The sequence below is a fragment of the uncultured Methylobacterium sp. genome (assembly GCF_964242245.1).
Lineage (GTDB): Bacteria > Pseudomonadota > Alphaproteobacteria > Rhizobiales > Beijerinckiaceae > Methylobacterium.
This window is the reverse complement of sequence record NZ_CAXTBY010000118.1, coordinates 1-11,672: the sequence shown is the minus strand read 5'-3', so window position 1 is coordinate 11,672 and position 11,672 is coordinate 1. Positions and strand designations below refer to the sequence as shown.

Here is an 11,672-nt window from a genome sequence, read left to right as displayed (position 1 = left end):
CGGTGACGCCGCCGACCGTGAACAGGAAGATGAAGCCCACCGCCCAGTGCATCGCCGCGGTGAAGCGGATCGAGCCGCCCCACATCGTCGCGATCCAGGAGAAGATCTTCACCCCCGTCGGCACCGCGATCACCATCGTGGCGAAGACGAAGTACGACTGCGTCTGGAGCGACAGGCCGACCGTGTACATGTGGTGCGCCCACACCACGAAGCCGACGACGCCGATCGCCACCATCGCGTAGGCCATCGCGAGGTAGCCGAACACGGGCTTCCTCGAGAACGTCGAGATGATGTGGCTGACGATGCCGAAGGCCGGCAGGATCATGATGTAGACTTCGGGGTGGCCGAAGAACCAGAACAGGTGCTGGTAGAGGATCGGGTCGCCGCCGCCGGCCGGGTCGAAGAAGGTCGTGCCGAAGTTGCGGTCGGTGAGCAGCATGGTGATCGCGCCGGCGAGCACCGGCAACGAGAGCAGCAGCAGGAACGCGGTGACGAGCTCGGCCCAGGCGAACAGCGGCATCTTGTGCAGCGTCATGCCCGGCGCGCGCATGTTCAGGATCGTGGTGATGAAGTTGATCGCCCCGAGGATCGAGCCGGCCCCCGAGAGGTGGAGCGCGAAGATCGCGAAGTCGACGGCCGGCCCCGGATGTCCGGCGGTGGAGAGCGGCGGGTACACGGTCCAGCCGGTGCCGGCACCGGAAGCGCCCGGTGCGCCCTCGACGAACAGCGAGCAGACCAAGCTGCAGAAGCCCGCCACCGTGAGCCAGAACGAGACGTTGTTCATGCGCGGGAACGCCATGTCCGGCGCGCCGATCATCAGGGGCACGAACCAGTTGCCGAACCCGCCGATGAGCGCGGGCATCACCATGAAGAACACCATGATGAGGCCGTGGCCGGTGACGAAGACGTTGTAGGTCTGCGGGTTGGAGAAGTACTGGAGGCCTGGCTCCTCCATCTCCATCCGAATGCCGAAGGAGAGGAACGCGCCGATCATGCCCGCGCAGAACGCGAACAGCAGGTAGAGCGTGCCGATGTCCTTGTGGTTCGTCGAGAGGAACCAGCGGGCGAAGAAGGTGGGCTTGTGGTCGTGGGCCTCGTGGGCCCCTGCATGCGCTGCGGCGGTTGCCATCTGATCAGAGCCTTGTCGGGTTCTCTCGAAATCGTCCGGGTGAGGACCGGACCGGGGCCGCGGACGGCGCCGGTCCGGGAGGCGCCGCTAGTGGGCGTCAGCGAACTTGGCCCCGTCGTCGACGCGGGCGTACTTGGTCTTCGCTTCGGAGAGCCACTGCGCGTAGGCCTGATCGTTCACCACGCGGACGACGATCGGCATGAAGGCGTGGCGCTGACCGCAGAGCTCCGAGCACTGGCCGTGATAGGTGCCCTCGCGGTCGGCCTTGAACCAGAACTGGTTCAGGCGGCCTGGCACGGCGTCAATCTTGAAGCCGAAGGACGGCATCGCCCAGGAGTGCAGCACGTCGGCGGCGGTGACCTGGATCTTCACGATCTTGTTGATCGGCACGACCATCTCGTTGTCGGCCTGGAGCAGCCGGGGCTGCTTGTCCTCGTCGAGGTTGGCGTCGAAGGCGAAGCCCCCGCCCTGGTCGGCCGGGTACTCGTAGGACCAGTACCACGCGTGGCCGGTGACCTTGATCATCACGTCGGACTTCGGGTCCGAGAGCTGGACGCGCAAGAGGCGGAACGACGGGATCGCGACGGCGACGAGGATCAGCACCGGGACGATCGTCCAGGCGACCTCGACCAGGGTGTTGTGGGTCGTCTTCGACGGCGTCGGGTTCCGCTTCTCGTTGAAGCGGAAGATACACCATAGGATCAGGCCGAGCACGAACACGGAGATGGCGAGCGAGAGCCAGTGCATCCCGTGCTCGAAGGAATGGATGTCGCGCGCGTTCTCCGTGACCGCGATCTGACGATCCATCTGCCACGGCTCGGGCTGGCCGAAGCCGGCAGCCAACGCCTGCGAGGACGAAAGGAGGGCCGTGCCGAGTGCGGCGAGCCCCCAACGTGAGCGGTTTGTCGTCTGCGCCGTCCGCATGGCTCTCTCGCGGTTCCCTTGGAACATCTTGATCCCGCCGACTGCCCCGTCTCGGCGGCGTCGTCCGTCCGCGGGATCGGTCAGCGTCCCGGACCGCCCCGTGAGACCCGCCCCATGAGCGCGCAGAACCCGGTCGTCCGATGGCGGTGTCAGACCACAAGGGCGCTCACCGTGCAACCGCACAAGCGTCGCATCACGGGCTCTCCCGGCGTCCGGCGGTGGGAGAGCCGTCATTGCCGCAGGCCTGTTCGGCCAGCCTTGGCCGATGCTTACCCCGCAACGGACCGCCCAAGGCGGCATCCGGCAAGGCATCCTGCCGAGCAGGTGCCACCCACCGCCGGAAGACCTGTTATAGACTTGCGCAACGGGACCCGACGCAACGGGACCCGCAGGCACGGTGCGCATGACCGACGAACGGCGCAGGCAGGGGGACGAGGGAGTGCCGGTCACCGCGACGCGGGTCCCCACGCGGGTCGTTGCCTACGGAGATCCTCGGCCGCGCGCGGACACGCGCGCGCTCGCCGTGGAGATGCCGGTCAACCTCGTCTACGGCAGCGTGCCCTACGCCGTGATGATGGCGACCCCCGCCGATCTCGAGGATTTCGCCTACGGCTTCAGCCTGACCGAGGGCATCGTCGCCGCCGCCGACGAGATCCGGTCGGCCGCGGTCGAGCCGGGAGAGGGGGGCCTGCGGCTGGTGATCGACCTCGCGCCGGGGCGCCTGCGCGAGCACTTGGCCCGCAAGCGCGCCATGAGCGGGCGGACGGGCTGCGGCGTCTGCGGCATCGAGGACCTTGCCGCGCTGCCCAGGGCGGAGATGCGCGGCGCGGCGCAGCCGGTCCGGGTCGGCATCGCGGCGATTGAGCGGGCGCTGTCGGACCTTGGGACCGCCCAGGCGCTCGGGCGCGAGACGCGCGCCGCGCACGCCGCCGCCTGGGCCCGGCTCGACGGGAGCCTCGTGGCGGTGCGCGAGGATGTCGGCCGGCACAACGCCCTCGATAAGCTGATCGGCGCCCTCATGCGCGGCAGCACCGATCCGGCCGAAGGCTTCCTCGTCATCACCAGCCGCTGTTCGTTCGAGATGGTGGAGAAGGCCGCCCATTTCGGCGCATCGGTGCTGGTGGCGATCTCGGCGCCGACCTCGCTGGCCATCGACCGGGCGCGGCTGCACGACATGACCCTCTGTGCCATCGCGCGGGCCGACTCGCTGACCCTGTTCTGCGGGGACGAGCGCCTGATCGTCCCAGGCGCGTGACCACCGGCTACGGTGCCGCGCCGGGCTCCTTCTCGGCGGTGCCGGGCACCACCGTCGCGCCACCGATCACGCGGACGTTGCGCTTGCCCTCCGGCTGCGGGTCCTTCCAGGATTGCACGGCGGACTTGCCGGATGTGGCCGCAGCAGGCGTCTCCGCGGACGAGGCCACGGACCCGTCCGAGGGCGGCTGCACGGCGGCCGGGGTCGCGGTAGGCGATGCGGGTCTCGATGTCTCCACCGCCGCGACCGGCGCCTCGGGCTTGACCGCGGGTTGCGCGGCCTCCGCAGGTCGGAGCCTGGGTGCGTCCGGCCCTGCACGCTGCGGCGCCTTCGCATCCGGCACCTTGGCCGGGGTGCCGATCCGCGCGATCTTCCGCGGGGTCTCGGAGCGCCCGCGCGCATCGGGGTTCAGCCCGTGCGGGTTCGGCTCGGAGGCCGCGCGTCCCTGCGAACCGATTGCATCGTCGGGCCGGATCGGACCAGCCTCCGGGTCGCGATCGCGCCGCAGCGGCACGCCTCGCTCCCCGGGCATCGGGATGTCGGCGGGGGGAGCGAAGCGCTCGGCCTGGCGGAACGCCCGGCGCGGCGCTTCGTCCTCCTCCGTCCAGCCGAAACCCGGGACCGGCCGCGCGAGGGCCGTCGGCGGCGCGTCGAGGCGCTGACGGCCGAGGATCGCGCCGTCGGCCGCATCGACGAACAGGCGCATCCGCGCGCCGTTCGGAGCGAAGGCCTCGACCACGTAGGCGCGCCCGTCGAAGCGGGGCCGCGCGATCCCGGTGAAGCCGCGATCGGCCAGACGCCACACCACCGCGCGCGGCGGCATGATCTCGTCGTCGAACGCGTACTGGGCGTGCGCCGTGCCTCCGAGCATCAACAACAGGGCGCAGGCCGCGAGACCGAAGCGGAGCGTCGGGTGTTTCATGGCAGACCTCCGCGTCGTATCAAGATCGCCCGATTGCCTTCGGCGCTCGGCTCGTTCGGGGGCGATGCCGGCACGACGGACATCGCCCCGGTTCGTGCCGAAGGCCCGCGTCGCGCGGGACCTTCGGCGGTTCCGTCAGGGTCGTTGCCCCGCACGCCGCTTGTGCTCGGCGAAACCTGTTTGACGTGACGATTCGGGCACAAATGCGGGGTAATCCGGGCAGGAAGAGGTTGGCCCGGGCTGCGCGATCGGATCCGACCGCGGTGGAGCCCGCCGAGTCTCCGATCCGGTGCGTCATGAAGGCACCGCCTCGGGCCGTGAACGGGCCTTGCTGGAGCTTTTAAAATCTGCCAGCTTTCCCTATTAGGACAGTAGGACTGTCTTATTCATCCGGGGCGCGCCGTAGCGCCCGACTCGTGGGCAGAGGGTTTCGGCACGTGGTCGTCGTGACGTCGAAACGAGATCTGACACCGTTCGCCGCCGTGGCGCTTCGGGCCCACGTCGGCTGAATTCGGGCCGGTGTCGAGCCCGCGGGTCGCGGGCGCTTCCTCGCCCTGGCGGATCCGGCCGAAACCCGATGCGTGGGAAGTAGAAGGCCCCGGCATCGGTCGATGATCGGGCACGAAACATGCTCGCGTGCGGGCATGGGCGTTCGTCGTCGGGTTGGGTCGAAATTTCAGGGATATTCGGGCATGGGTGCATCGGACAACGCGGACATGGTCCCGGCCGCGCGCGACGGCGCCGCACCGCTGATCGTGCGCGATCCGGCGCTGCCCGCGGCGCAGGGCGCCTACCATCCCGGCAACGAGCGGGACGGCTGCGGCGTCGGCTTCGTGGCCGACATGCACGACCGGCGCACCCACGCGATCGTCGCGCAGGGCCTGAAGATCCTCGAGAACCTCGACCATCGCGGCGCGGTCGGCGCCGACCCGAAGATGGGCGATGGCTGCGGCATCCTCACGCAGATCCCGCACGCGTTCTTCAGCGAGGAGTGTGCGCGCCTCGGCTTCGCGCTGCCGGCAGCCGGGCACTACGCCATCGGCCAGTTCTTCATGCCGAAGGCCGAGGAGCCGCGCGCGATCATCGAGGGCATCGTCGTCCAGGCGCTGGCCGACGAGGGCCTGCCGCTGCTCGGCTGGCGCGACGTGCCGGTCGATTCCGAAGACCTCGGCAAGGCGGTCAAGGAGACCGAGCCGCACCACCGCCAGCTCTTCATCGGCCGTCCGGCCTCGGTCACGGACGACGACGCGTTCGAGCGGCGGATCTACGTCGCCCGCAAGGTGATCTCCGGCAAGGTCTACGGCCTCAAGGACCCGCGGGTGATGGAGTTCTATCCCGTCTCCGTGTCGAGCCGGACCATCGTCTACAAGGGCATGGTGCTGGTCAACCAGCTCGGGAACTACTTCCTCGACCTGAAGGACGCGCGCTTCGTCTCGGCGATCGCGCTGGTGCACCAACGCTTCGCCACCAACACCTTCCCGACGTGGCGGCTGTCCCACCCCTACCGGATGGTCGCGCACAACGGCGAGATCAACACCCTGCGCGGCAACGTCAACTGGATGGCGGCGCGCCAGGCCAGCGTCGATTCCGACCTGTTCGGCAACGACATCTCGAAGCTGTGGCCGATCTCCTACGAGGGCCAGTCCGACACCGCCTGCTTCGACAACGCCCTCGAATTCCTGGTCCAGGGCGGCTACCCGCTCGCTCACGCGATGATGATGCTGATCCCCGAGGCCTGGGCCGGCAACCCGTTGATGGGCGAGGATCGGCGCTCGTTCTATGAGTATCACGCCGCACTGATGGAGCCGTGGGACGGCCCGGCGGCGGTCGCCTTCACCGACGGCCGGCAGATCGGCGCGACGCTCGACCGCAACGGCCTGCGTCCGGCCCGCTACATCGTCACCGACGACGGCCTCGTCGTGCTCGCCTCCGAGATGGGCGTGCTGCCGATCCCGGACGAGAAGATCGTCCAGTCCTGGCGCCTGCAGCCGGGCCGGATGCTGCTGATCGACCTCCAGAAGGGCCGGATCGTCGACGACGCGGAGATCAAGGGCGAGCTCGCCGCTGCCCACCCCTACGCCGAGTGGGTGAAGAACACCCAGATCGTGCTGGAGGACCTCAAGCCCGTCACGGCGCGTGAGAGCCGCACCGACGTGTCGCTGCTCGATCGCCAGCAGGCCTTCGGCTACAGCCAGGAGGACCTCAAGCTGCTGATGCAGCCGATGGCGGTGACCGGCCAGGAGGCGGTCGGCTCGATGGGCACCGACACGCCGCTCTCGGCGCTCTCGGACAAGTCGAAGTCGCTCTATACCTACTTCAAGCAGAACTTCGCGCAGGTGACGAACCCGCCGATCGACCCGATCCGCGAGGAGGCCGTGATGAGCCTCGTCTCGTTCATCGGCCCGCGGCCGAATCTCCTTGACATGGAGGGCGCGTCGCGCCGCAAGCGCCTGGAGGTGCGCCAGCCGATCCTGACCAATGGGGATCTCGAGAAGATCCGCTCGATCGGCCACTTCGAGGATCGCTTCGACACCAAGACCCTGGACATCACCTACCCGGCCTCGACGGGCGCTGCCGCGATGAACGGCGCGCTCGACCGCCTCTGCGACCGCGCCGAGGTGGCGGTGCGCGGCGGCTACAACATCATCGTGCTGTCCGACCGCGCGGTCGGCCCCGACCGCATCCCGATCCCGGCGCTGCTCGCGACGGCGGCCGTGCACAACTACCTGATCCGCAAGGGCCTGCGCACCTCGGTCGGCCTCGTGGTCGAATCCGGCGAGCCCCGCGAGGTCCATCACTTCGCGTGCTTGGCCGGCTACGGCGCCGAGGCGATCAACCCCTACCTCGCCTTCGAAACGCTAATCGCGATGAAGGACGAGTTCCCGCCGGACCTCGTCGAGGACGAGATCGTCACCCGCTACATCAAGTCGATCGACAAGGGCCTGCTCAAGGTGATGTCCAAGATGGGCATCTCGACCTATCAGTCCTATTGCGGCGCGCAGATCTTCGACGCGGTCGGCCTGAACTCGGCCTTCGTCGCGCGCGACTTCTTCGGCACCGCGACGATGGTCGAGGGCGTCGGCATGGACGAGATCGCCGAGGAGACCGTGCGCCGCCACGCTGACGCGTTCGGCGACGCGCCGGTCTACCGGCACGCCCTCGACGTCGGCGGCGAGTATGCCTACCGCCTGCGCGGCGAGGCCCACACCTGGACGCCCGACACCGTGGCGACGCTCCAGCATGCGGTGCGCCTCGGCGTGCCCGAGCGCTATCGCGAGTTCGCCCGGCTGGTGAACGTGCAGGAGGATCAGCTCAAGACGCTGCGCGGCCTGTTCCGGATCAAGACGGCCGGCGACATCGGGCGCGAGCCCGTGCCGATCGAGTCCGTCGAGCCGGCCTCCGAGATCGTCAAGCGCTTCGCCACCGGCGCGATGTCCTACGGCTCGATCTCGAAGGAGGCGCACGAGACGCTGGCGATCGCGCTGAACTCCTTCGGCGGCCGCTCGAACTCCGGCGAGGGCGGCGAGGAGGTCGAGCGCTTCAAGCCGCTGCCGGACGGCCGCTCGCGCCGGTCGGCGATCAAGCAGGTGGCGTCGGGCCGCTTCGGCGTCACGACCGAGTACCTCGTCAACGCCGACATGATGCAGATCAAGGTGGCGCAAGGGGCCAAGCCCGGCGAGGGCGGGCAGTTGCCCGGCCACAAGGTCGACGCCAAGATCGCCAAGGTCCGCTACGCGACGCCCGGCGTCGGCCTGATCTCGCCGCCGCCCCACCACGACATCTACTCGATCGAGGATCTGGCCCAGCTCATCTTCGACCTGAAGAACGTCAACCCGGCGGCCGACGTGTCGGTGAAGCTCGTGTCCGAGGTCGGCGTCGGCACGGTGGCGACCGGCGTCGCCAAGGCGCGGGCCGACCACATCACCATCTCAGGCTTCGACGGCGGCACGGGCGCCGCGCCGCTGACCTCGCTCAAGCACGCCGGCGGCCCTTGGGAGACGGGGCTGGCCGAGACGCAGCAGACGCTGGTGCTGAACAACCTGCGCGGGCGCGTCGCACTCCAGGCCGACGGCGGCATCCGCACCGGCCGCGACGTGCTGATCGCGGCCTTACTCGGCGCTGACCAGTTCGGCTTCTCGACAGCGCCCCTGATCGCGGCCGGCTGCATCATGATGCGCAAGTGCCACCTCAACACCTGCCCCGTCGGCGTCGCGACGCAGGACCCGGTGCTGCGCAAGCGCTTCAAGGGCACGCCCGAGCACGTGGTGAACTACTTCTTCTACGTGGCCGAGGAGCTGCGCGAGCTGATCGCGGCGATGGGCTTCACCAAGCTCGAAGACCTCGTCGGTCGGTCCGACTTCCTCGACAAGGTCGAGGCGATTCAGCACTGGAAGGCGCGCGGCCTCGATTTCTCGAAGCTGTTCCACCGCGTCGATGTCGGGCCGGAGGTGGCGATCCGCCACGTCGAGAAGCAGCATCATCCGATCGATGCCGTGCTCGACCGGCGCCTGATCGCGGATGCGCGGAACGCCATCGACACCGGAGAGCCGGTGGTGCTGCACGGGACCGTCCGGAACGCGGATCGGACCACGGGCGCGATGCTGTCCGGCGCGGTGGCCAAGGCGCACGGCCACGAGGGCCTGCCCGACGACACCATCGTGGTGAAGCTCACCGGCACCGCCGGCCAGAGCTTCGGCGCGTGGCTCGCGGCCGGCGTCACCATCGAACTCACCGGCCACGGCAACGACTACGTCGGCAAGGGGCTGTCGGGCGGCAAGCTGATCATCCGCCCGAGCGACGCCTTGAGGGCGCCGCCCGCGCGCACGATCATGGTCGGCAACACCGTGCTCTACGGGGCAATCGCAGGCGAGTGCTACATCCGGGGGGCGGCCGGCGAGCGCTTCGCCGTGCGCAACTCCGGCGCGATCGCGGTCGTCGAGGGCATGGGCGACCACGGCTGCGAGTACATGACCGGCGGCGTCGTGGTCTCGATCGGCGAGACGGGGCGCAACTTCGCGGCCGGCATGTCCGGCGGCATCGCCTACGTGCTCGACGAGGACGGCTCGTTCTCGGCCCGCTGCAACCTCTCGATGGTCGATCTCGAACCGGTGGAGGAGGAGGACGACCTGATGCGCCGCTTCCACCAGGACGGCGACCTGGAGACCAAGGGCCGCGTCGATATCCTGGCCGACATGTCGGGCCACGACGAGGAGCGCTTGAGCCAGCTCGTCACCAACCACCTCAAGTACACGGGCAGCCCACGCGCCAAGGCGATCCTCGACGACTGGGCGTCCTACCGCACCAAGTTCGTCAAGGTGATGCCGGTGGAGTACCGCAGGGCGCTGCGCGAGATGGAGATGGCGCGGATGCCGGTGGCGGCGGAGTAGCGATGCGTTCCGAGGTCGCGTTCCCGTCATGGACATCGACTTCGATCCCGTAAAACGGGACGCGACGCTGCTGCAGAGAGGGCCCGGTTTCGCAAGGAGCGTTGGGGTCTTTGCCGCTCCGCTGACGACCTTCAAGGACGAGCGAGCGAATTACGGAGAACTCAGACGGATCAGGATCGGGTATCTTGACGACAGGATGATCGTCGTCGTTTGGACGCAACGTGGTGATTGCCGCCGGACCATCAGCATGAGGAAGGCCAATGACCGAGAGCAAGCGCGCTATCGCGGACGACGCTGATCGACCGCTGCATCCAGACGATATCGGCTGGGACCCCGACGACGCACCCGAACTGGAGATGCGTGGTTCGAAAAGGCCGACCGCTTCATCGGCGATCGGCTGATCGAGCGGGAACGTAGGCCGGGCGAGACGGAACGACTGGTTCTTCCGACGGACCTCGTAGATCGGTTCAGGGCCAGTGGACCGGACTGGCAGATCCGGATCGAGGCGGCGGTGCGGGATTGGCTGAGCGAACACCCGGATCGGCTCTGAGCCGGGCGGACGAAGAAATGACGGGCAAGCGGCGCGAGCCGATCCGTTGGCACCCGCGCAACGGGTCGGACGCAGTCGCGAGAGACGGGCACGATGGGCAAGATCACAGGCTTCCTCGAATTCGACCGGCAGGACCAGAAGTACCAGCTCGCGGCCGACCGCGTGCGGCACTTCCGCGAGTTCACCCTGCCGCTGGACGAGCACGACCTGAAGAAGCAGGCGGCGCGCTGCATGGATTGCGGCATCCCGTTCTGCCACGGTCCGACCGGTTGCCCGGTCCACAACCAGATCCCCGACTGGAACGAGCTGGTCTACCAATCCGATTGGGAGGAGGCCGCGCGCAACCTGCACTCGACCAACAACTTTCCGGAATTCACCGGCCGCATCTGCCCCGCGCCCTGTGAGGAAGCCTGCACGCTGAACCTCGAGAACCAGCCGGTCGCGATCAAGACGATCGAGCAGGCGATCGCCGACCGCGCCTGGAACATGGGCTGGGTGAAGCCCGAACCATCGTCGATCCGCACCGGCAAGAAGGTCGCGGTGATCGGCTCCGGTCCGGCCGGGCTCGCGGCCGCGCAGCAGCTCGCCCGCGTCGGCCACGACGTGCACGTGTTCGAGCGCGAGCCGAAGGCCGGCGGCCTGCTGCGCTACGGCATCCCCGACTTCAAGATGGAGAAGCGCCACATCGACCGGCGCGTGAAGCAGATGGAGGCGGAAGGCGTCGTCTTCCACTACGGCCAGAACGTCGGCGTGACGAAGCCGGTAGAGGATCTGACCGCCGAGTACGACGCGGTGCTGTTCTCGGGCGGGGCGGAGGACCCGCGCAACCCGGACCTGCCGGGACAGGAGATGGAGGGCGTGCACTACGCGATGCCCTACCTGATCCAGTCGAACCGCCGGGTCGGCGCCGAACCGATGCGTGGCAACGGCGAAGCGCCGATCCTGGCCACGGCCAGGAACGTCGTGGTGATCGGCGGCGGCGACACGGCCTCGGACTGCGTCGGCACCGCCTTCCGCCAGGGCGCGCTCTCGGTGACGCAGCTCGACATCCGCCCCCGCCCCCCCGAGCGTGAGGACAAGCTCTCGGTGTGGCCGTACTGGCCGACCAAGATGCGGACCTCGTCGAGTCAGGCCGAGGGCGCCGAGCGCGAGTTCCAGGCGGCGACCCTGCGGTTGGAGGGCAAGAAGGGGCGCCTGACCGGCGTTGTCTGTGCCCGCGTCGACGGCCGGCGCCAGCCGGTCGCGGGCAGCGAGTTCGTGCTGCCGGCCGATCTCGTCTTCATGGCGATCGGTTTCGCCGGCTCGGTGCAGAAGGGCCTGCTGGAGCAGTCCGGCATCACGGTGAGCAAGCGCGGCAACGTCGAGGCCAACGAGGAGGATTATCGCACCTCCGATCCGAAGATCTGGGCCGCCGGCGACATGCGTCGCGGCCAGTCCCTGGTGGTGTGGGCGATCCGCGAGGGCCGTCAGGCGGCGCGCTCGATCGACGAGACGCTGATGGGCGC

9 protein-coding genes are annotated in these 11,672 nt (G+C 68.8%); 6 read left to right on the top strand and 3 right to left on the bottom strand.

Annotation, left to right across the window (positions count from 1 at the left end):
• Both ACFE8Y_RS18275 and coxB read right to left on the bottom strand, forming a co-directional pair.
• The coding region (locus tag ACFE8Y_RS18275; protein ID WP_375465806.1) for a cbb3-type cytochrome c oxidase subunit I at positions 1-1,129 on the bottom strand (1,129 nt) is incomplete at its 3' end.
• 87 nt (positions 1,130-1,216) lie between these two features.
• On the bottom strand, positions 1,217-2,053 hold the full coding sequence (coxB, locus tag ACFE8Y_RS18270) for a cytochrome c oxidase subunit II (RefSeq protein WP_375465805.1): 837 nt from the start codon (positions 2,051-2,053) through the stop codon (positions 1,217-1,219).
• Positions 2,054-2,456: 403 nt separating this feature from the next.
• Between coxB and fdhD the strand changes: the two genes are divergently transcribed.
• Positions 2,457-3,308: a formate dehydrogenase accessory sulfurtransferase FdhD gene (gene fdhD / locus ACFE8Y_RS18265; protein ID WP_375465804.1), complete on the top strand. Its 852-nt coding sequence runs from the start codon at positions 2,457-2,459 to the stop codon at positions 3,306-3,308.
• A gap of 7 nt (positions 3,309-3,315) precedes the next feature.
• Here the strand turns inward: fdhD and ACFE8Y_RS18260 are convergent, their stop codons facing one another.
• On the bottom strand, positions 3,316-4,230 hold the full coding sequence (locus tag ACFE8Y_RS18260) for a hypothetical protein (RefSeq protein ID WP_375465803.1): 915 nt from the start codon (positions 4,228-4,230) through the stop codon (positions 3,316-3,318).
• Positions 4,231-4,922: 692 nt separating this feature from the next.
• Between ACFE8Y_RS18260 and gltB the strand changes: the two genes are divergently transcribed.
• The 5 genes from gltB to ACFE8Y_RS18235 form a co-directional block, all read left to right on the top strand.
• Positions 4,923-9,617 carry a glutamate synthase large subunit gene (gene gltB / locus ACFE8Y_RS18255; RefSeq protein ID WP_375465802.1) on the top strand — a complete coding sequence of 1,565 codons (4,695 nt, stop codon included), beginning with the start codon at positions 4,923-4,925 and terminating at the stop codon, positions 9,615-9,617.
• 28 nt (positions 9,618-9,645) lie between these two features.
• Positions 9,646-9,915, top strand: coding sequence for a BrnT family toxin (locus tag ACFE8Y_RS18250; protein WP_375465801.1), 270 nt, complete (start codon positions 9,646-9,648; stop codon positions 9,913-9,915).
• Positions 9,878-10,018: a hypothetical protein gene (locus ACFE8Y_RS18245; RefSeq protein WP_375465808.1), complete on the top strand. Its 141-nt coding sequence runs from the start codon at positions 9,878-9,880 to the stop codon at positions 10,016-10,018. Before ACFE8Y_RS18250 ends, ACFE8Y_RS18245 begins: the two co-directional genes overlap by 38 nt.
• Entirely contained in the window at positions 10,003-10,167 is a 165-nt protein-coding gene (locus ACFE8Y_RS18240) for a BrnA antitoxin family protein (protein ID WP_375465807.1), read from the top strand. Before ACFE8Y_RS18245 ends, ACFE8Y_RS18240 begins: the two co-directional genes overlap by 16 nt.
• Before the next feature lie 93 nt (positions 10,168-10,260).
• The coding region (locus ACFE8Y_RS18235) for a glutamate synthase subunit beta (RefSeq protein WP_375465800.1) at positions 10,261-11,672 on the top strand (1,412 nt) is incomplete at its 3' end.

Coding starts and splice junctions, on each gene's coding strand:
- coxB (WP_375465805.1), bottom strand. CDS start 2,053: ATGCGGACGGCGCAGACGACAAACCGCTCACGTTGGGGGCTCGCCGCA.
- fdhD (WP_375465804.1), top strand. CDS start 2,457: ATGACCGACGAACGGCGCAGGCAGGGGGACGAGGGAGTGCCGGTCACC.
- ACFE8Y_RS18260 (WP_375465803.1), bottom strand. CDS start 4,230: ATGAAACACCCGACGCTCCGCTTCGGTCTCGCGGCCTGCGCCCTGTTG.
- gltB (WP_375465802.1), top strand. CDS start 4,923: ATGGGTGCATCGGACAACGCGGACATGGTCCCGGCCGCGCGCGACGGC.
- ACFE8Y_RS18250 (WP_375465801.1), top strand. CDS start 9,646: ATGGACATCGACTTCGATCCCGTAAAACGGGACGCGACGCTGCTGCAG.
- ACFE8Y_RS18245 (WP_375465808.1), top strand. CDS start 9,878: ATGACCGAGAGCAAGCGCGCTATCGCGGACGACGCTGATCGACCGCTG.